This window comes from Nocardia sp. A7 (genome assembly GCF_046549215.1).
GTDB lineage: Bacteria > Actinomycetota > Actinomycetes > Mycobacteriales > Mycobacteriaceae > Nocardia.
The window spans coordinates 342,880-362,535 of record NZ_JAJPWE010000001.1; the positions used below are offsets into that span (position 1 = coordinate 342,880).

Annotated in this window: 20 protein-coding genes; 5 read left to right on the forward strand and 15 right to left on the reverse strand. The window is 67.3% G+C overall.

Going from position 1 to position 19,656, the window contains the following annotated elements; all coding sequences use genetic code 11:
• Nucleotides 1-4 precede the first annotated feature (4 nt).
• Together ACLJPD_RS01490 and ACLJPD_RS01495 are read right to left on the reverse strand one after the other, a co-directional pair.
• Nucleotides 5-448, reverse strand: a complete 444-nt coding sequence (locus ACLJPD_RS01490) for a hypothetical protein (protein ID WP_410869859.1) — start codon at nt 446-448, stop codon at nt 5-7.
• 242 nt (nt 449-690) lie between these two features.
• On the reverse strand, nt 691-2,037 hold the full coding sequence (locus ACLJPD_RS01495) for a TIGR03118 family protein (protein ID WP_410869860.1): 1,347 nt from the start codon (nt 2,035-2,037) through the stop codon (nt 691-693).
• Between the two features lie 116 nt (nt 2,038-2,153).
• Between ACLJPD_RS01495 and ACLJPD_RS01500 the strand changes: the two genes are divergently transcribed.
• Complete coding sequence (locus ACLJPD_RS01500; RefSeq protein ID WP_410869861.1) at nt 2,154-2,651, forward strand: peroxynitrite isomerase; 498 nt, start codon at nt 2,154-2,156, stop codon at nt 2,649-2,651.
• 264 nt (nt 2,652-2,915) lie between these two features.
• Entirely contained in the window at nt 2,916-3,122 is a 207-nt protein-coding gene (locus tag ACLJPD_RS01505; RefSeq protein ID WP_410869862.1) for a hypothetical protein, read from the forward strand.
• A gap of 21 nt (nt 3,123-3,143) precedes the next feature.
• On the opposite strand, the gene ACLJPD_RS01510 is transcribed toward ACLJPD_RS01505, so the two are convergent.
• The 5 genes from ACLJPD_RS01510 to dxr all read right to left on the reverse strand — a co-directional run bounded on the left by ACLJPD_RS01510 (nt 3,144) and on the right by dxr (nt 9,949).
• Nucleotides 3,144-4,934 (reverse strand): penicillin-binding transpeptidase domain-containing protein, encoded by a 1,791-nt coding sequence (locus ACLJPD_RS01510; RefSeq protein WP_410869863.1) that lies wholly within the window; start codon nt 4,932-4,934, stop codon nt 3,144-3,146.
• A 56-nt stretch (nt 4,935-4,990) separates the two neighbouring features.
• Nucleotides 4,991-5,845 carry a GNAT family N-acetyltransferase gene (locus ACLJPD_RS01515; RefSeq protein WP_410871887.1) on the reverse strand — a complete coding sequence of 285 codons (855 nt, stop codon included), beginning with the start codon at nt 5,843-5,845 and terminating at the stop codon, nt 4,991-4,993.
• A gap of 86 nt (nt 5,846-5,931) precedes the next feature.
• On the reverse strand, nt 5,932-7,086 hold the full coding sequence (gene ispG, locus ACLJPD_RS01520; RefSeq protein ID WP_410869864.1) for a flavodoxin-dependent (E)-4-hydroxy-3-methylbut-2-enyl-diphosphate synthase: 1,155 nt from the start codon (nt 7,084-7,086) through the stop codon (nt 5,932-5,934).
• A 221-nt stretch (nt 7,087-7,307) separates the two neighbouring features.
• Nucleotides 7,308-8,504 (reverse strand): M50 family metallopeptidase, encoded by a 1,197-nt coding sequence (locus ACLJPD_RS01525; RefSeq protein WP_410869865.1) that lies wholly within the window; start codon nt 8,502-8,504, stop codon nt 7,308-7,310.
• 251 nt (nt 8,505-8,755) lie between these two features.
• A complete protein-coding gene (gene dxr, locus ACLJPD_RS01530) occupies nt 8,756-9,949 on the reverse strand; it encodes a 1-deoxy-D-xylulose-5-phosphate reductoisomerase (RefSeq protein ID WP_410869867.1) in 1,194 nt (397 codons plus the stop codon).
• A gap of 95 nt (nt 9,950-10,044) precedes the next feature.
• Between dxr and ACLJPD_RS01535 the strand changes: the two genes are divergently transcribed.
• Complete coding sequence (locus ACLJPD_RS01535; protein WP_410869868.1) at nt 10,045-10,314, forward strand: DUF2631 domain-containing protein; 270 nt, start codon at nt 10,045-10,047, stop codon at nt 10,312-10,314.
• 64 nt (nt 10,315-10,378) lie between these two features.
• On the opposite strand, the gene ACLJPD_RS01540 is transcribed toward ACLJPD_RS01535, so the two are convergent.
• Together ACLJPD_RS01540 and ACLJPD_RS01545 are read right to left on the reverse strand one after the other, a co-directional pair.
• Complete coding sequence (locus tag ACLJPD_RS01540) at nt 10,379-11,338, reverse strand: LysR substrate-binding domain-containing protein (protein WP_410869869.1); 960 nt, start codon at nt 11,336-11,338, stop codon at nt 10,379-10,381.
• A 43-nt stretch (nt 11,339-11,381) separates the two neighbouring features.
• The gene (locus ACLJPD_RS01545; protein ID WP_410869870.1) at nt 11,382-12,518 is read right to left on the reverse strand and encodes a serine/threonine-protein kinase; all 1,137 of its coding nucleotides are present in this window, start codon (nt 12,516-12,518) and stop codon (nt 11,382-11,384) included.
• 206 nt (nt 12,519-12,724) lie between these two features.
• Between ACLJPD_RS01545 and ACLJPD_RS01550 the strand changes: the two genes are divergently transcribed.
• Nucleotides 12,725-13,528 (forward strand): transglutaminase-like domain-containing protein, encoded by an 804-nt coding sequence (locus ACLJPD_RS01550; RefSeq protein ID WP_410869871.1) that lies wholly within the window; start codon nt 12,725-12,727, stop codon nt 13,526-13,528.
• Between the two features lie 44 nt (nt 13,529-13,572).
• Here the strand turns inward: ACLJPD_RS01550 and rlmN are convergent, their stop codons facing one another.
• Nucleotides 13,573-14,682, reverse strand: a complete 1,110-nt coding sequence (gene rlmN, locus ACLJPD_RS01555; RefSeq protein WP_410869872.1) for a 23S rRNA (adenine(2503)-C(2))-methyltransferase RlmN — start codon at nt 14,680-14,682, stop codon at nt 13,573-13,575.
• A 101-nt stretch (nt 14,683-14,783) separates the two neighbouring features.
• Here rlmN and ACLJPD_RS01560 point away from each other — a divergent pair, with 101 nt between their 5' ends.
• Nucleotides 14,784-15,164, forward strand: coding sequence for a lipopolysaccharide assembly LapA domain-containing protein (locus tag ACLJPD_RS01560; protein ID WP_410869873.1), 381 nt, complete (start codon nt 14,784-14,786; stop codon nt 15,162-15,164).
• Nucleotides 15,165-15,167: 3 nt separating this feature from the next.
• Here ACLJPD_RS01560 and ACLJPD_RS01565 read toward each other — a convergent pair whose 3' ends face one another.
• The 5 genes from ACLJPD_RS01565 to rpsB form a co-directional block, all read right to left on the reverse strand.
• Nucleotides 15,168-16,052: a phosphatidate cytidylyltransferase gene (locus ACLJPD_RS01565; protein WP_410871888.1), complete on the reverse strand. Its 885-nt coding sequence runs from the start codon at nt 16,050-16,052 to the stop codon at nt 15,168-15,170.
• Between the two features lie 111 nt (nt 16,053-16,163).
• Entirely contained in the window at nt 16,164-16,721 is a 558-nt protein-coding gene (frr, locus tag ACLJPD_RS01570; protein ID WP_410869874.1) for a ribosome recycling factor, read from the reverse strand.
• 49 nt (nt 16,722-16,770) lie between these two features.
• Entirely contained in the window at nt 16,771-17,499 is a 729-nt protein-coding gene (pyrH, locus tag ACLJPD_RS01575) for a UMP kinase (RefSeq protein WP_358187503.1), read from the reverse strand.
• Between the two features lie 168 nt (nt 17,500-17,667).
• Nucleotides 17,668-18,492 (reverse strand): translation elongation factor Ts, encoded by an 825-nt coding sequence (gene tsf / locus ACLJPD_RS01580; RefSeq protein WP_410869875.1) that lies wholly within the window; start codon nt 18,490-18,492, stop codon nt 17,668-17,670.
• Between the two features lie 108 nt (nt 18,493-18,600).
• Nucleotides 18,601-19,497, reverse strand: coding sequence for a 30S ribosomal protein S2 (gene rpsB, locus ACLJPD_RS01585; protein WP_410869876.1), 897 nt, complete (start codon nt 19,495-19,497; stop codon nt 18,601-18,603).
• Between the last annotated feature and the right edge of the window lie 159 nt (nt 19,498-19,656).

Below are 19,656 nucleotides of genomic sequence, written 5' to 3' on the forward strand. Positions count from 1 at the left end.
GGCACTAGTAGGTGGTCGAGGGGAGGCTGCACACTCCTGACCAGAGGTCCTCGATCAGGCGGTCGTAGCTTTCGGCGAGGTCATCGAGGCGGATCCACTCGTCGTAGAAGACCGATTCGGGGGCGTCTGCCAGGGCGACGAAGGTCTGGGAACAGTGTTTGGCGAGGCGGTCGACCAGCCCGCCGAGGGTTTCGCAGTGTTCGTCGGCCGCGGCGGGCGGTATGGGGGCGGCGAGGATGACCCAGCGGTCGATCGCGCGCATCAACTGGGCGCGGCGGCGGTCGATGCGCTCGGACTCGCTCAGCGGGGTGCGTTCGCGTAACTGGTGCAGCAGCGCCAGCTCGCCCGCTGCGTCGAGAATCGGGTGGTCATCGTGTGGCAAACCGCGGAAGGCGGCCAGGAGCACGTCCCGGCCGGGCAGCATCGCCTCTCGTGCCGAATGCAGCATTTCACCGCTCCCCCGCCGAACCACCGACGTCAACGCGCGAAACCTTCATCTGGCACACCTCCGGCTCGGGCACGACACCCCGGTGGAGGTGCCATAGCGTGCGGACGAAATGCACCGAGCGGACGCGGATCGCGCAGCCCGGCAACTATTCCGCCACCACTGTCCCTCACAATGCCCCCGACGAGAGCAGTTTTCCGCCGGACAATCGAATTGTCCGGTACGCCTACCTTGTCCGTCCGCACCTACTGCAGGCGGAGGCTGCCGAAGAGGCCGTCCTTTTCGTCTTCGGGACCTGCTGTGAAGTAGAGGGCGTTCGCGTCGCCGAGGCTTTCGCCGTTGCCGAACATCAGCGCCCAGAGGCCGGCGATCTCGACCGGCTCGCCTTCGCCGTCGCGCAGGTAGTCGACGAAGGTACCGGTCGTGTCGTCGTAGGCCAGCACGCGGCCGAGGCCACCGAAATTGCCGATCAGCAGCTTGCCAGAGAGCGCGCCGAAGTTCGACGGTGCGATCGCCACACCCCACGGTGCGTTCAGCCTGCCGCCGTCGTCGATGATGCGCACCAGCTTGCCCGCGCCGTCGAACTCGGCGACCTTGCCCCTGTCCGGCTTACCGGCCGAGGCCTTGTCCTGGTCGGCGTCGAGCGAGGCCTCTTCACCCTTGTCGAAGGCTTTCGGGTCCTTCTCGTCGGGCGCGGTGATGGCATAGGACACGAACACTCGGCTACCGAGCGTGGTGATGTTGAACGGCGCCGGGTCGCCGGGCACGGCCTTCTTGCCCTTCTCGGGCGAGGAGGCGTCGATCACCTCGCCGGTGGCGAACGGGTTGGCGAAACCGGTGGTCGCGACCGGCTGCCAGTTCTTGTCGAAGGTGCGCACCTGCGGGTCGGTGCCGAAATCGGCCGCTAGGAGCTTGTCGCCCGAGGGCGCCATCGCGATACCGAAGAAGGCCATGCCCTGCGCGGAGCCGTCGAACACCTGGTTCGCGCCGCCGTCGCGTCGCACGATCGCACCGTCGGGCGCCTGCTCGGTCCAGGCCGAGATCTTGCCCGAATCGGTGGCGAAGATGAAGCGCGCGGAACCGCCGAGCGGGATCGGCATGCCGTCCACATCGACCCACTGGTCGCGCACCACGAACAGATCCGAGGTGATCGGCGCCGGGTTGAACACGACGCCGGTGGCCTTGCCGATGCTCTTGTCGGAGGTGTCGGCGTCGGCGCCGGGGATGGCGACCAGCTTGAGCTGATCCTGGGTCAGCTTCTGCAGCTTGGGATCCGAGGACTCCTGCACGTCACCGACGAACTGGAACGACTTGCCACCGGCGCCGACCCAGAAGTGTCCGCCCGCGCCCTTCGGCCGATCCGCCAGACCCCAGGCGTTGACCATGCCGGGCAGCGTGAACTGGGCGTGATAGGAGTCCTTGTCGGCGGCCAGGTTGGTCTGGCTGTAGCGGTTGCCGTCCAAGGCGGCCACGCTGTCGGTCGAGGGCTCGGTGTTCGAGCACGCCGCGGCGAGCAACACTGCCGCGCCGAGTACCGCACCGCGCACCAGCCCGGACCGCACCCCGCGGGCACCCCTCACATGTCCGTTCACGTTCTTTGTCCTTTCGACCTTCCGCCGGACGGCGTTCAGGCGAGGCTGACCTTATCGTGGCTGATGCAGCGGTGTGCCGTGACCGCCGCAGGAACCGCAGGGCTACGCTGTCGGCCGTGGTCGAACCCTCCCCCAACATCGCCCCGCATCCCGACATCGCCGCTCTGGCACCACTGCTCGGTACCTGGCGCGGCCGGGGCAGGGGCGAATACCCGACCATCGAATCCTTCGACTACGTCGAGGAGATCACCTTCGGGCACCTGGGCAAACCGTTCCTCACCTACCAGCAGCGAACCAAGGCGGGCTCCGACGGCCGACCGCTGCACGCCGAGACCGGTTACCTGCGCAGCCCGGCGCCCGGCCGGGTCGAACTGATCCTCGCCCATCCGACCGGAATCACCGAGATCTGTGAAGGCACGATCACCGAAACGGTCGACGGAATTCGCCTCGAATTCAACTCCACGAATATCGGCCTGAGCGAATCCGCAAAGTCGGTTACCGCGGTGGGCAGGTCGTTCCACGTGACCGGCGACATGATCGAGTACACGGTGCGGATGGCGGCTGTCGGTGAATCTTTGCAGCATCACTTAGCGGCAACTCTGCAACGCGGCTGAGTCACGTGTAATTCGGTAATTTACCCGAACATGACCTCTGATCAGCGCGTTCAGTCGATCGAAACCGATATTTCACCTTTTCATCACGGCGCGGTAGCAGTTGTGTTCGAACACGCCCGCACATAGGGCAACAATTGTGTGTCGCTTACTGACGTCGCCTGTTGCCGCAGTAACCGTCGATCTACGGTTGTGCACCAGCTAATCCTCAGACAATCGAAAGCTGCCCCGCGAACACGTCGAAACCCTGAATGAGGGAGACGAACTATGAGGCGTTCCACTCTGATCTTGACCACTGCGGGGATGATCCTCGGCGGCGCGGCCGCCATCGATATCCTCGACGGCGCGGCCATGGGGGCCGCACCGGAACCCGTTGTCAGCTACAACATCCTGCACGACACGGCGTCATCCCACACCGAGAGCACCTCGCTCGCGGTCGTGCGGGGTCTGCTGGCGACCGAGCGCGCCGGCTGACCCGACTCGATCGCGGACGACTCAATAGCCGGCGGGCAACGCGGCGAACATATCCCGGGTGGTGGCGACGGCATTGTCGGAGCTGCCGCCCTTCACCAGCAGTGTCGCGAACGCGATATCCCCGCGATAGCCGACGAACCACGAGTGCGAACCACCCTCGACCTCGGCCTCGCCCGTCTTGCCGTAGACCTCACCCTGATCCCTGATGCGTTCGGCCGTGCCGCCGGTAACCACCATGCGCATCATCGAACGCAGCCCATCGACCACCTCCGGCGCGATCGCGGGGCGATCACCGGTGATCTCGGTGGGCCTGCCCGCGATCAGATACGGCACCGGCGTGGCGCCGTGGGCGACTGTCGCGGCCATCACCGCCATCCCGAACGGGCTCACCACCACTCTGCCCTGGCCGATGCCGTCCTCGGCGCGCTGGACCAGCCCCTCGGCCCTCGGCACCGAACCGGACATGGTCGGTAGACCTTCGACCTTGTAGTCCTGGCCGACGCCGAGGCGCGCCGCAGCCACGGTGAGCGCGTCGGGTTCGAGCTTGCTGGCCAGCCTCGCGAACGTGGTGTTGCACGAGCGTTCGTAGGCGGTGGCCATCGGCACTTCACCGACGGTGAACATGTTGTAGTTGGGGATGGTGCGTTCGCCGATGATGGTGCTGCTCGGACAGGCAAGCACGGTCTCGGGCGTGGCAAGCCCCGAGGCCATCGCCGCCGACGCCGTGACCGTCTTGAAGATCGAGCCCGGCGGGTACTGCCCGCTGGTGGCCACCGGCCCGTCGCGGTCGGCGAGCTTGTTCTGGGCCACCGCCAGGATCGCACCGGTCGACGGGCGAAGCACCACCATCATCGCCTGCTCGGTGCGCAGGTCAACGGCGTGCTGGGCGGAATTCTGGACGAATCGGTCGATGCTCAACGCGAACGACGGCGCGGGTTCGGCCGCTTCCTCGTGCAGCACAGCGAGATCGGCGCCGTCGGCATTGCGGGTGACCACACTCCAGCCGGCCTTGCCGTCGACCTCGGCGATCACCGTCTTACGAACCTGGGTGAGCAGGTCGGGTGCGAATTTGCGGTCGGTGGGCACCATGTCCCACTCCTGGGTCAGGGTCACGCCGGGCAGACCGATCAGTTCGCCGCCGATGGTCTCGGCCTCGTATTCGTTGAGCAGGATCACGGTGTGCGCGCCATCGGTCCTGCGCGCCGCGGTGAGGATGGACTGGGGAGTGTAGGCGACGGGGTCGATGCGGCTCAGTGCCGCGGCGAGCGCGCCGGCGACGCGGGTCGGGTCGGGGGCGTCAGCCACGGTGAATTTCACTCGCGAGACCTTGCCGGGGACCAGCACGTCGCTGCCCGCCGCCTCGTTCACCCTGGCCCGCGGGGCGGGGCGGGTGCGCAATTCCATGCTCTGGGTGTCACCGAGTTCGGGGTGGATGTCGGCGGAGCTCCAGCGGACCAGCCAGCGCCCATCGCTGCGGCCCATCTGCAGTTCGCCGGAGTAGGTCCACTGGCGGCCCTTGGGCAGGGTCCATTCGTAGGTGTAGTCGACCGTCGCGGTGTCACCGTTGACGCGCGCGTCGCCGGTGCGGATCGACAACTTCTCCGCCTGCAATGCCTGCCACGTCGAAGTCAGTGCCGCCGTTGCCTTCTCGGGAGCGGTGGTGAGCGCCGCAGCCGCGGACAGGTCGTTTTCGGCGAAGGCCGCGGCGAAGGCGTCGGCGGCGGGCACCGGCCCCTGGGCACCGGAAGAACAAGCGGTCGCCCCTACCGCGAGGGCGACCACCGCGCATGTGGTGAGCATCCGTGTCCTCATCGGCACCGATGGTAGCGGCGAACAGCCCGCTGACATCGGCGCCACGCGCCAAAGTTTCAGTCCACCAGGACAGTTGCGAAGGTGGCGATCTGGCGGAAACCTACGCGGCTGTAGGCGCGGCGGGCGATGCGGTTGTAATCGTTGACGTAGAGGCTGGCCGTACGGCCCGTTGCGACAACAGCATTGGCGACCGACGCGGTGCCCGCGGTGCCGACACCGGTACCCCGGTGTTCGGGATGCACCCACACGCCCTGGATCTGGCCGGTACGCCGGGACAGGGCACCGATCTCGGCCTTGAAGACGACCTCGCCGTCTTCGAAACGTGCCCAGGCCCTGCCGGATTCGATGAGACTCTTGATCCGCCGTCGGTAGCCGCGGCCGCCGTCGCCGGTGCGCGGGTCGATGCCGACCTCTTCGATGAACATCGCGATCGCGGCATTCAGGTAGCGGTCGATCTCGTCGGGTCGGACGCGGCGCACTCCCCCGTCGGCGCGCGCGGTAGCGGGCTGGGCGAGGGCGAGCAGCGGCTGGTCGGCGCGTAACTCCCGCGCGGGACCCCAGGACGGGAGCAGCATCTCCCACAGCGGCAGCGCGAGTTCCTGCCTGCCGACCACCGAGGAACACACCCGTGGCCAACGGCCTGCCCGATCGGCGAACGCACGCAGAGCCTGCTGGTCACCGCGCAGCGGCACCAGGTTGGCGCCGGAGAAACACAGGGAATCGGCCGGGCCGCCGCGGCTCCACAGCTCGCCGACGCCGGTACGCGCGTCGAGCCCGAATTCCTGCACGCGGGCGGCGATCATGCACGACGCCACCGGGTCGTCATCGAGGACACGTAACACTTCGCCGAGATCTCGCACGGCAACCGGGCGCGCAGAAGCGGTTTTGGACCGTCGCGTCGGCTCCAGCAGACTCCGCACGCCACCAGCCTGCCATGAAAGCACGCCGAGCGGTACGGGTCCGCCGAATCCGACTCCTGACCGAGAGTTTGCTCGCCTCAGCTGACGGTGACGACCGGCTCGCCGCCCGCCTGCTCGCCCATCTCCTCGGCGATGCGCATCGCCTCTTCGATCAGGGTCTCCACGATCAAATGCTCGGGCACGGTCTTGATGACCTCACCCTTGACGAAGATCTGACCCTTGCCGTTGCCGGAGGCGACACCGAGGTCGGCCTCGCGTGCCTCGCCGGGCCCGTTCACGACACAGCCCATCACCGCGACGCGCAGCGGCACTTCCAGGCCGTCCAGACCGGCGGCGACGGCGTCGGCCAGGGTGTACACGTCCACCTGGGCGCGTCCACACGACGGGCAGGACACGATCTCGAGCTTGCGCGGGCGCAGGTTCAGCGACTGCAGGATCTGGTCGCCGACCTTGATCTCCTCGGCGGGCGGCGCCGAGAGCGAGACGCGGATCGTGTCGCCGATGCCCTCGCTGAGCAGCGCGCCGAAGGCCACCGCGGACTTGATCGTGCCCTGGAACGCCGGGCCCGCCTCGGTGACGCCGAGGTGCAGCGGGTAGTCGCTGCGCGCGGCGAGCTGGCGGTAGGCCTCCACCATGATCACCGGGTCGTTGTGCTTGACCGAGATCTTGATGTCGCCGAAGCCGTGCTCCTCGAACAGGCTCGCCTCCCACAGCGCCGACTCGACCAGCGCCTCGGGGGTGGCCTTGCCGTACTTCTCCAGCATCCGCTTGTCCAGCGAACCGGCGTTCACGCCGATGCGGATCGGAATACCGGCGGCGCCCGCGGCCTTGGCGACCTCGCCGACGCGACCGTCGAATTCCTTGATGTTGCCCGGGTTGACACGCACCGCGGCGCAGCCCGCATCGATCGCGGCGAAGATGTAGCGCGGCTGGAAGTGGATGTCGGCGATCACCGGGATCTGCGACTTCTTCGCGATCGTGGCGAGTGCGTCGGCGTCTTCCTGACGCGGACAAGCGACCCGCACGATGTCGCAGCCCGAGGCCGTGAGCTCGGCGATCTGCTGCAGGGTGGCGTTGATGTCGTGGGTCTTGGTGGTGGTCATCGACTGCACCGAGATCGGCGAATCGCTACCGACGCCGACATTGCCGACCATCAGCTGACGGGTCTTGCGCCGGGGTGCGAGAACAGCAGCGGGAGCGGCGGGCATCCCCAATCCGATGGTGGTGGTCACGGTCGGCTGCCTTCTTTCGTACGGTTCTCGGATAGACCGGGTGTATGTTGCCGAGCTTAGTCGCGCAGGGTGACCGACCGCCCTGTGAGGGCCACGACAGTGAACACATCGCAGTTTTCGGCCGCCCCGGATCCGAGGGGCGAGACGGAACGCCGAAGGCGCAGTATCGCCCCTCGGATTCGGGGTTACGAGGCCGAAAACCGCGGCGCCAGCCGCAAATATTACCTAAGGCTGATGGGGTTGACGATGTCGGCGGCCAGTGTGAGCAGCATGAACGCACCACCGATCACCACTGCCACATACGTCAGCGGCAACAGTTTGAGGTAGTCGACCGGGCCTGCGGGGGCCTTGCCGCGCCAGCCTCGGATCGTGTTGCGGACCTTCTCGTAGAGCACCACCGCGATGTGACCGCCGTCGAGCGGCAGCAACGGCAGCAGGTTGAACGCGCCGAGGAAGAAGTTCAAACTGGCCAGGATCAGGATGAACATGCCCCACAGGCCACGCTCGGCGGTCTCACCACCGAGGCGGCTGGCACCGTAGACGCTGACCGGTGTCTCCGGATCGCGCTCGCCGCCGGTGACCGCTTCCCACAGTGCCGACACCTTCTGCGGCATCTTCGCCAGGGACTTCACCGTTTCGACGAAGAAGTCGCCGGTGAAAGAGATGGTGGCCGGGATCGCGGCGATCGGGCCGTACTGTTGCGGCTCGGCGTAGTCGGGGCCGACGCCGACCGCGCTCACCTCACGGCTCGGGCCTTCCTTGGGCGAGCGCACGACCCGCTCCGGGGTGACCGCGACCGTCAGCGTCTGACCGTCGCGGTCGATCGTGTAGGTGAAAGTGCCGGTCTGCTTCTGGGTTTCGGCCTGGAACTGTGCCCAGGTGCTCACCTCGACGCCGTTGACGGCCTTCACCACGTCGCCACGCCGCAACCCGGCACGCTGGGCGGGTCCGTCGCCGGTGCAGGGGGCGAGGGTCTTCTCCGGGGTCTCCTGCGCGACGCAGCTCATGGTGCCCAGCGCGGTGGCCGGGGGCTGTTCGAGCTGCGGCAGACCCCAGCCGATCGCCAGGGCGACCAGCAGGATGAACCCGAGCAGGAAGTTCATGCCGATGCCACCGAACATCACGACCAGGCGCTTCCAGGTCGACTGGCGGTACATCGCCCGGTCGATTTCCTCCGGCTCGAGCTCGTCGAGCGCCGTCATGCCCGCGATATCGCAGAATCCGCCGAGCGGCAGCGCCTTGAGGCCGTACTCGGTCTCACCGCGACGGAACGAGAACACCTTCGGCCCGAAGCCGATGAAGTAGCGGCGCACCTTCATGCCGGTGGCCTGCGCGGTCCACATGTGCCCGCACTCGTGCAGCGCGATCGAAATCGTGATACCGAGGGCGAACAGTGCGAACCCCAGCGCGAAAACCATGTGGGCCCTTCTCTTTTGGCGGCTGGCGCCGCGGGTTTTCGGCCTCGTGACCCCGAATCCGAGGGGCGATACTGCGGCTTCGCCGTTACGTCTCGCCCCTCGGATCCGGGGCGGCCGAAAACGTGGTGGTCAGGTTGGGAGTCCGTAGGTGGGCTCGTCGGGTGCGGCGTTTCACTCGCGACAAGTGGTTCTGAGTTCTGTGTTGTCGGCGGGTGGCGTTGCGGGGCTTCGGCCCTCTTGGGGTTTTGGGGTCAGGGTGTGGTCTTGGTGTCGATGATCTTCGCGGCGTACTCCCGTGCCCAGCGGTCGGCCGCGAGGACGTCGTCCAGGGTATCGGGTTCGGCGTGCCAGCGGTCGGCGGCCTCTACCGCGCGGGTGACGGTGCGCACAATGGTGGGGAAAGTGATCTTGCCGTCGAGGAAGGCTTGGACCGCGACCTCGTTGGCGGCGTTGTAGACCGCGGTGACGCTGCCGCCCGCTTCGCCTGCCTGGCGGGCCAGGCGGACGGCGGGGAAGACCTCGTCGTCGACCGGCTCGAAGGTCCAGGTGGCGGCGGTGCCGAAGTCGCAGGCGGCGGCCGCGCCGGGGATGCGGTCGGGCCAGCCGAGTGCCAGGGCGATGGGGAGTTTCATGTCGGGGGGGCTGGCCTGGGCCAGGGTCGAGCCGTCGGTGAAGGTGACCATCGAGTGCACGATCGACTGCGGGTGGACGGTGACGTCGATGCGGTCGTATGGCACGCCGAAGAGCAGATGGGTCTCGATCAGTTCCAGGCCCTTGTTGACCAGCGAGGCCGAGTTCAGGGTGTTCATCGGGCCCATCGACCAGGTCGGGTGAGTCTTGGCCTCGGCGGGGTTCACGGATTCGAGCATTTCGGTGGTCCAGCCGCGGAACGGGCCGCCCGATGCGGTGAGAACGAGGCGGTCCACCTCGTCGGCGCGGCCACCACGCAGGCACTGGGCCAGTGCGGAGTGCTCGGAGTCGACGGGCACAATCTGGCCGGGCGCGGCGGCGCGGGTCACCAGGGAACCGCCGGCCACCAGGGATTCTTTGTTCGCGAGCGCCAGTCGGGTGCCTGCTTGCAGGGTCGCCAGCGTGGGTCCGAGGCCGAGGGAACCGACCAGCGCGTTGAGGACGACATCGGCGTCGGTCCGGCGGACCAGTTCGGTCACCGCGTCGGGGCCGCCCAATTCCAGCTCGAGCGTCTGGGCGGCGGCGGGATCGGCGACGGCGACATTGCGGGTGCCGGTGGCCGCCATCTGCTCGGCGAGCAGGGCGGGATTACCGCCGCGCGCCGCCAGGCCGACCACCTCGAAACGGTCGGGATTGGCGGCGATCACCTCGAGCGCCTGGGTACCGATCGAACCGGTACTGCCGAGGAGCAGCACCTTCACCCGATCGGTGGACGGGGAACTGTCGTGCGCGGCACGCGTTGCGGGGTGGGACACGGGCCCATTGTGGCAGGGCTGCTGGCTACGACGGACGGTCGTATGCCACGATATGCTCACTCGCCCAACCAGAACTCGAGCCCTAAGGAGCGATCGTGGCAGCCACGGACCTCGATAAAGCCAGCACCGAGCGCGCCGTCGCCACCAGCGTCGACCCCGCCGAGGTGCCCTCGGCAGCATGGGGCTGGAGCGGTGAGTCGCGCAAGACCTTCCTCATCGCGGGTTGGGTCGTCGTCGTGGCTCTGCTCGGCATGACCATCGGCAACCACCAGGGTCACGTCGAGGATCTCTTCCTCATCGGTTTGGCGGGCCTGATGGCGCTCATCATGATCGTCTCCTCGCTCACCCAGCGGATACCGAAGTAGCTCTTCGACTACACGAACGTCCACGCCTGCGGCAAATCACTTGCGCCGCAGGCGTTTTCGTGCGTCAGCGACCGCGCCGGGCAGGTTTGCGACCACGCGCGACCGGCTTCTTCGGCGCCGGTTTCCTGGCCGCGGGCTTCTTCGCCGCGGGCTTGCGATCGGGCGCCGCGGCGCGCTGTTCCGGTTCCGCCACGCCGCGCGAGCTGTTGGCCGAGCGGCCGCGCACGATGCCGACGAACTCCTCGAGCAGATCGGTATCGGTCCCGGCGGGCCAGGCCAGCGCGATCTCGGTGAACTCGGTGTCGCTGATCGGGCGGTAGACCAGGTCACGGCGGTTGTGCAGGCGGGCGATCGACTGCGGCATGATCGCCGCGCCACCGACCGCGGCGACCAAGGCGAGGGTATCTACGGCCTGATCGAGATCGGTCGCGTCCTGGATCGTCTCGTCGGCCAGATCCGCGGGGCTGATCGACTCGAGCAGCGACAGCGCGTCGTCCTTGCGTACCACCGCGACCGGTGTCTCCTGCCAGAGCGGGATCGCGTTCGTGGCGGTCCGGTCGATGGGCAGCCGGACGAAGCACAGATCGACGCGGCCCTCGCGCAGCACCGACTCCTGCTCACCCTGCGCGACGCCGACTACCGCGAGTGGATGGTCCGGCAGTCGATCGCCCCAGATCCGCGCCCACTTCGACACAGTCACCCCCGGCACGAAACCCACCCGCAGGCTCGCGGGGGCGTCGGGCTCCTGCTCCCGTTCGGCCTGCTCCTGTACCCGGATCAGGTCCCTGGCCCGCGTGAGCAGCGCGCCGCCGTCGTCGGTGAGCTGGGTGGGCGAGGCGCCGGGCACGAAGAGGCGGGTGCCGAGCTCTTCCTCCAACTCGATCACAGTGGCACTCAGCGCCTGCCGTGGAATGCGCAGGGCCTTGGCGGCGCGCGCGAAGTGCAGTTCCTCGGCGACGGCGACGAAACGACGCAACCGGTCGAGGTCGATGGTGTCGGCGGCGGTGACGTCGAAGTCGCTCATTCTGACCAGAATATGGCACCCGCCGATCGGGTCGGCGCGCCGATCAGAGGTTTGCCAGCAGCGCGATCACGCCGGCGATCACGATGACCACGATCAACAGGACCGCGTAGGTGCCCAACGCCGACCCCCAGCCGCCGCGTTGCGGTGGTGGATTCGGGATCCGGGCCGGTTGCTGCCAGTACTGCGGTGTCGGCGCGTACTGCGGCTGTGGCATCCGCGGCGGCATCGGGGCCGGGATGTACGGCGGGATCGGGGTGCCCGTGGAACTCACCGGGCGCATGGGTGACATGCCGACGAACGGCTGAGCGTGCGCACCCGAGGTCGGCCGGGCGAGCGGACTGGCACCGGTGGTTCCGGTGCGGACCGCCCGCTTCGCGGCGTCCACGAACTCCTCGCACGAGGCGAACCGGTCGGCGGGTCGCTTGGCCAGCGCGCGGGCCATGACGGCGTCGAGCACAGGCGACAGACCGGCACGGCGCGGGCTCACCGGCGGCGGGGGCGATTGCAGGTGCCCGGTGATGACGGCGGCCGGGCTGGTCGATTCATAGGGTGCGCTGCCGGTCAGCAGTGTGTACAGCGTGCAGGCCAAGGAGTACTGGTCGGCGCGGTGATCCAGCGCGGCGCCGGTGAGCTGTTCGGGTGCGGCATAGGCCAGCGTGGCGGTGAACGATCCGGTTTCGGTCAGGTGCCCCGAATCGTCGCGCAGACGTGCGATGCCGAAATCGGTGAGGTACACCCGTTCCTGGCTGCTCGAACGCGCCAGCAGGATGTTGGCGGGCTTCACGTCGCGGTGCAGCACGCCCGCGCGATGCGCGTAGTCGAGCGCGGCGGCGGTCTCACCGATGATCTGCAGCGCCCGATCCGTCGGTAGGTTGAGCGGATTCAGCATGGAGGCGTCGATCCCGTCGATGTACTGCATGCTGATCCACAGCTGATCGCCCTCCATCCCGCGATCGAACACGGTCACGATATTGGGATGATCGAGCTGGGCCACCAGATCGGCTTCCCGCTCGAATCTGGCCCGGATCTCCTTGTCGGAGAACAACTCCCGATTCAGCAACTTGAGCGCGGTCCACCGGGGCAGTCGCGGATGCCTGGCCAGATAGACCGACCCCATCCCGCCCTGACCCAGCTGCCGATCGATCGTGTAGCCGGCGAACACCGTCCCGTCAGAAACCATTCTGACCCCCGAATCTCGCTCGTCGTCCGACGGCTGGACCCTACCAAAGCGCTGTTCGCCACGTCGCAGGCGTTGGTTACCGGAGGTACGCGTAGCCAACGGTCCGCGACGCGCGTCGATCCGGTGCCGCGACGATAATGCCTGGGCCGCAACCCTTGCGAGCGGTTCGGTTCGCCTGATCCCGCTTCGCCTGTCAGTCTGTGGGCGTGAAACGTGACGTTTCTGCTCGCCTCGAGGTCGCGGTCCATGCCGATTCGATGCTGCAGTGTCAGATCGCCGTCGCCCGCGGGCCCGGCCTCGACCTGATCGAGTCCATGACATGCTCGCTCGACGGTGAGTTCCTCACGCCGCGCGAAGTGGTCGGCCAGCACGGATCCCGGATCCACGTGCTCGACGTGCGCGCGGGCACCCTCCGGATCGACTATCAGGCGACCGTCCTCGGCACCGCCACCATCGAACCGCCGTCGGACTACGACCTCGCGCTGTACCGGCGACCGAGCCGCTACGCCGAGTCGGACAAACTGCTCGGCTTCGCGGCGGCCGAATTCGGTTACGGCATCGCCGATCCCGAGGTAGCCAACCGCGTCTCGTCGTGGATCGGCCGCCGGATCACCTATGTCCCCGGCAGCAGCACACCCATCGACGGCGCGGTGGAAACGCTGCTGTCGGGCACCGGTGTGTGTCGCGACTTCTCCCACCTGATGGTCGCGCTGCTGCGCGCGGTCGGCGTCCCCGCCCGGGTCGCCGCGGTCTACGCGCCGGGCTGTGTGCCGATGGACTTCCACGCCGTCTGCGAGGCCTACATCGACGGTCAGTGGCGCACCTACGACCCGACCGGCCTCGCGCCGCGCTCGAGTCTGGTCCGCATCGCCACCGGCCGCGACGCCTCCGATATCGCGTTCCTGGACAACCTCGGGGGCGACATCACCCTGAACTTCATGTCGGTCAACGCCTTCGTCGCGGGCCCACTGCCCTACGACGACTTCCGCACACCGACCAGCATCGTCTGACCGCGCGCTCCCCGCGCGAGACCGGACCGTGCGCGGATGTCTGTCTAGCCCTCGGCGGCGAGCTGGCCACAGGCCGCCGCGATCTCCTGTCCGCGGGTGTCGCGCACCGTGCACGACACACCCTGGGCGATCACGCGGCGCACGAACTCCTTCTCGACCGGCTTGGGGCTGGCATCCCACTCGCTGCCCGGTGTCGGGTTGAGCGGGATCAGGTTCACGTGCACGAGCGGGCCGAGCGCCTTGTGCAGTTTCTTGCCGAGCAGGTCGGCGCGCCACGGCTGATCGTTGATATCGCGGATCAGCGCGTACTCGATCGACACCCGGCGCCCGGACTTGTCGGCGTAATACCGTGCGGCATCGAGCACTTCGGCGATGGACCACCGATTGTTCACCGGTACGAGGGTGTCGCGCAGTTCGTCGTCGGGGGTGTGCAGCGACACCGCCAACCGCACCGACAGGTCCTCGTCGGCCAGTTTGCGGATCGCGGGCGCGAGGCCGACGGTCGACACCGTCACCGATCGCTGCGAGATGCCAAGACCGTCGGGCGCGGGCGAGGTGATCCGGCGCACCGCGTTCACCACCCGCTTGTAGTTGGCCAGCGGTTCGCCCATCCCCATGAACACGATGTTGGACAGCCGGCCCGGACCGCCGTGCACCGCACCGTCGCGCAGATCGGCCGCGGCCGCGCGCACCTGGTCGACGATCTCGGCGGTCGAGAGGTTACGGGTGAGACCCGCCTGCCCGGTCGCGCAGAACGGACACGCCATCCCGCACCCGGCCTGACTGGAAATGCACAGCGTATTGCGGTCGGGGTAGCGCATGAGCACGCTCTCCAGCAGCGTCCCGTCGTGCGCCTTCCACAGCGTTTTGCGGGTATCGCCCTCGTCGCAGGCGATATTGCGCACCACCGACAGCAGCGGCGGGAACAGCGTTTCACCGACCTTCTCGCGCACATCCGCGGGCAGATCGGTCATCAGCGCCGGATCGGACTGCAGGCGACCGTAGTACTGACGGGCCAACTGGTCGGCCCGGAACTTCGGCAGTCCCAGCTCCTGCACCGCGGCCTTGCGTTCGTCCGAGTCGAGATCGGCGAGGTGACGCGGCGGCATGCCGCGGCGCGGGGCATCGAACACGAGGGGCAGGGAGATGGCCATAGTTTCACCATTGTCCCAAACGCGACGTCGCGGTTGCCACGCCGGGCAACGTTATCGACAAGATGCGTGCACGAGCGATAGCGGTCAGCAATGATCGATACATGAGTACTCACGCAGAATCCGGTGCGTCACCGGCCGAGCACGACCCGACGTCGACCGATCTCACCGGCAAACACACCGAGCCCGCCGCCCCGGCGAAGCCTGCCACCAAGCCGGTACCGGTCCCGCACGACGCCGTGCACGGATCGCGCACCGGCTACACCTGGATCGCGTTGCTGGCCGCCGCCCTGCTCGGCATCGTGCTGCTGACCTTCATCATCCAGAATCTCGACAAGGTCAAAACCGACCTGCTGTTCTGGGAGTTCGAACTGCCGCTCGGTATCACCGTGTTGCTGTCGGTGATCGCGGGCGCGTTGGTGATGGGCCTGGTCGGCGGGGTACGCATCCTGCAACTGCGGCACGCCGCCAAGAGAGTTTCCTGATCCTCAGATCAGGGCGCTGAGCACCAGCCAGGAGACGAAGGCCGAGGGCAGCATCGAGTCGAGACGATCCATGATTCCGCCGTGCCCCGGCAGCAGCGTTCCCATGTCCTTGATGCCGAGTTCGCGCTTGATCTGCGACTCGATCAGGTCACCGATGGTCGCCACGGCCACCAGGCCGACACCGAGCACGACACCGATCATCGAATTCGCCTCGAGCAGCAGGGTGACGGTCAGCAGACCGCCGATCACGCTGAACACCAGCGAACCGCAGAACCCCTCCCACGACTTCTTCGGGCTGATCGCGGGGACCATCGGATGCCTGCCGAACAGCACACCGGCGACATAGCCACCGACATCGGAGCACACCACCAGGATCATGAACGTGAGCACCCGAAGATTGCCGTCGGGTTCCAGCAGCAGCAGCGTCGAGAACGCGGCGAGCAGCGGGATCCAGGTGAGCGTGAACACCGCGATCGCGGTGTCACGCAGGAAGTTCTTCGGCGCGGTACTGAGTCCGTGATCGAACAGGCGCCACACCATGCACACCAGCGCGGTGGCGGCGAACGCGCCGAGCACCCCGCTCGCGCCCCACGGCCAGCCGAGCCAGAACACCGCCTGACCGCCCACCAGCAGCGGAATCCGCGGCACCAGCACGTCTGCCTCACGCAGTCGCTTGGTGACCTCCCAGGTCGCGACGCCGACAGCGAGCCCCGCGACCGCGATGAACACCTTCGGGACGAACAACAGGATCGCGATCAGCGACAGCCCGAGCGTCAGCCCGACAGCCAGAGCCGCGGGCAGATTGCGCCCCGCCCTTGAAGCCGGGGCAGGCGGCTGCTCGTCCTGCGGCACGGCCGTGGTCGCGGTCTCCTCGACCGTGTCCGGCATGGGATCCGGTGCCGCCCCGGTGGCGGCGGCGTCTTCGGCCACGATTGTCCCGTCGCTCAACTCGTCGTTCCGTTCATCGCCCGCACGAGCGGGACTGGCGAGATCTGGCGCTCAGACCTCGAGCAGTTCGGCTTCCTTGTGCTTGACCAGCTCGTCGACCTGACCCACATACTTGGCGGTGGTCTTGTCGAGCTCCTTCTCGGCGCGCCCGACCTCGTCCTCACCCGCTTCGCCATCCTTCTGGATCCGGCCGAGTTCTTCCATCGCCTTGCGGCGGATGTTGCGAATCGAGACCTTGGCGTCCTCGCCCTTGCCCTTGGCCATCTTGACCATCTCGCGGCGACGTTCCTCGGTGAGCTGCGGCACCGAGATGCGCAGGATGTCGCCGTTGTTGGTCGGGTTCACGCCCAGGTCGGAGTTGCGGATCGCGTTCTCGATCAGGCCAAGCGAGCTCTGCTCGTAGGGCTTGATCACGACCATCCGCGGCTCGGGCACGGTGATGCTCGAGACCTGGGTGATCGGCGTCAGCGAGCCGTAGTACTCGATCAGCACGCGGGTGAACATGCCCGGGTTGGCGCGGCCGGTACGGATGCTGCCCAGGTCGTCCTTCGCCACCGTGACGGCCTTGTCCATCTTCTCTTCGGCATCGAAGAGCGCTTCATCAATCACGACCGAATCCTCCACAGCGTCGTCATCGTCATCGTCCGCGGGTGCGGGGTCACGACCGAACCAGGGTGCCGATGGGTTCACCGGCGACCGCGCGGGCAATATTGCCCTTGATCAACAGATTGAACACCAGCATCGGCATCTGGTTGTCCATGCAGAGACTGAAAGCGGTGGCATCGGCCACCTTCAGACCCTTTTCGATCACTTCCTTGTGCGTGATCTCGGTGAACATGCTCGCATTCGGGTCGACGCGGGGGTCGGCGTCGAACACGCCGTCGACCGCCTTGGCCATCAACACCACGTCCGCGCCGATCTCCAGCGCGCGCTGGGCGGCGGTGGTGTCGGTGGAGAAGTAGGGCATGCCCATGCCCGCGCCGAAGATGACAACGCGACCCTTCTCCAGGTGACGCTTGGCGCGCAGCGGCAGGTAGGGCTCGGCGACCTGGCCCATCGTGATGGCGGTCTGCACGCGGGTGTCCACACCCTGCTGCTGTAGGAAATCCTGGAGGGCGAGGCTGTTCATCACGGTGCCGAGCATGCCCATGTAGTCGGAGCGGGCTCGCTCCATGCCGCGTTCCTCCAGCTCGGCGCCGCGGAAGAAGTTACCGCCGCCGATCACCACGGCCACCTGCACACCGGTCTCGACGATCTCGGCGATCTGCTCGGCCACCGTCTGCACGACATCGGGGTCGAGGCCGACTCCGCCGCCACCGAACATCTCCCCACCCAGCTTGAGCAGCACCCGGCGGTATCCAGGGCGGTCGTTACCCGGGTCGGTCATGGGTGTCGGTCTCCTTCGGCGAGGTCGAGAGTGGGGCGAGCAGGCGGCATCTATCCTGCCCTATCAGGTTGCGGTCACCCAGAAGTGGGGTCACCTCGTCAGACGAGGAAAGCCTCTTCAGCGCGGCTCACACCGCGCCGAAGAGGCTTTTCGTGAAGTTCAGGCGGATCAGGCCTGGCCGACCTCGAAACGAGCGAAACGCTTCACGGTCACGCCCGCATCTGCCAGAAGCGCCTTGACGGTCTTCTTGGAGTCGGTGACGGCGGACTGCTCGAGCAGCACGACGTCCTTGAAGAAGCCGTTGACGCGGCCTTCGGTGATCTTCGACAGCGCGGCTTCGGGCTTGCCCTCTTCGCGCGCGGTCTCCTCGGCGATGCGACGCTCGGCATCTACGATGTCGGCGGGCACCTCTTCACGGGTCAGGTACTTGGCCTTGAGCGCGGCGACCTGCATGCCCGCGGCACGCGCGGCGTCGGCAGCGGCGTCGCCGGTGCCTTCGTACTCCACCAGCACGCCGACGGCGGGCGGCAGGTCCGAAGCACGCTTGTGCAGGTAGGTGGCGACCGAGCCCTCGAAGGACACGACGCGACGCAGTTCCAGCTTCTCGCCGATCTTGGCCGACAGCGCCTGCACGGCGTCGTCAACGGTGCCGTCGGTCAGCTTCAGCGCCTTGAGCGCGTCCAGGTCGGCGGGCTTGCCCGCGGCAGCCGCGGTCACGACGGCCTCGGCCAGCTGCTGGAACTCGGCGTTCTTGGCGACGAAGTCGGTCTCGCAGTTGATCTCGACCATGACGCCGTCCTTGGCGATGACCAGACCCTCGGCGGTCGCACGCTCGGCACGCTTGCCGACGTCCTTGGCGCCCTTGATGCGCAGCACCTCGACGGCCTTGTCGAAATCGCCGTCGGAATCGGCCAGCGCGTTCTTGCAGTCCATCATGCCGGAGCCGGTGAGCTCCCGGAGCCGCTTCACATCAGCAGCGGTGTAGTTCGCCATATGTGGCGACCCTCCTCGTGTGTGGGGTGCTTGGGTGTTAACACCACCTTGCCGACCGCTTCTGAATTCAGAAGGGCCGGCAAGGTGAACGTAAAGCTACCGGTCAGCTCAGAAGTCGGCCGGGGTGTGCTGCGCCGGGTCGGCCTTGACCTCGGCCTCAGCCTCGGCCGGGGTCTCGGTCTCGACGGCCGGGGCCTCGGTCGCGGCAGCGACATCGGCTTCGGCAGCGGGCGTCGCCGAGGACAGGAGCTCCTGCTCCCACTCGGCCAGCGGCTCGCCTGCGCCGGCTTCGGGCTTCGCGTCGCCGGAAGCCTGGCCCGCGCGGGCCTGCACGCCCTCGGCCACCGCGGAGGCGACGACCTTGGTGAGCAGTGCGGCGGAACGGATCGCGTCGTCGTTACCCGGGATCGGGTAGTCGACCAGGTCGGGGTCGCAGTTGGTATCCAGGATCGCGATGACCGGGATGTTCAGCTTGCGCGCCTCGCCGACGGCGATGTGCTCCTTGTTGGTATCGACGATCCAGATGGCCGAGGGAACCTTGGCCATGTCACGGATACCGCCGAGGGTGCGGTCCAGCTTGGTCATCTCACGCGTGAGCATGAGGATTTCCTTCTTGGTGCGACCCTCGAAGCCACCGGTCTGCTCCATCGCCTCGAGTTCTTTGAGGCGCTGCAGGCGCTTGTGCACGGTGGAGAAGTTGGTGAGCATGCCACCGAGCCAACGCTGGTTGACGTAGGGCATTCCGACGCGCAGCGCCTCGGAAGCGATCGACTCCTGGGCCTGCTTCTTGGTACCGACGAAGAGAACGGTGCCACCGTGGGCGACAGTCTCCTTGACGAACTCGTAGGCCTTGTCGATGAAGGTCAGCGTCTGCTGCAGGTCGATGATGTAGATGCCGTTGCGGTCGGTGAAGATGAACCGCTTCATCTTCGGGTTCCACCGACGAGTCTGGTGGCCGAAGTGCGCGCCGCTGTCGAGCAGCTGCTTCATGGTTACGACAGGCATAGCCTTCGTATCTCTCTTTCGTTGCCGGTTGTCGCGGTCGATCGGCGATCGACTGCCCTGGCGCCACCGAAACCGCCGGACCCGATTCGAAGAATCCGGGACCAGCCGACGATTTACCTGTTCATCCGCTGAAGAACTCGCGCTGACATGCCCTCACGG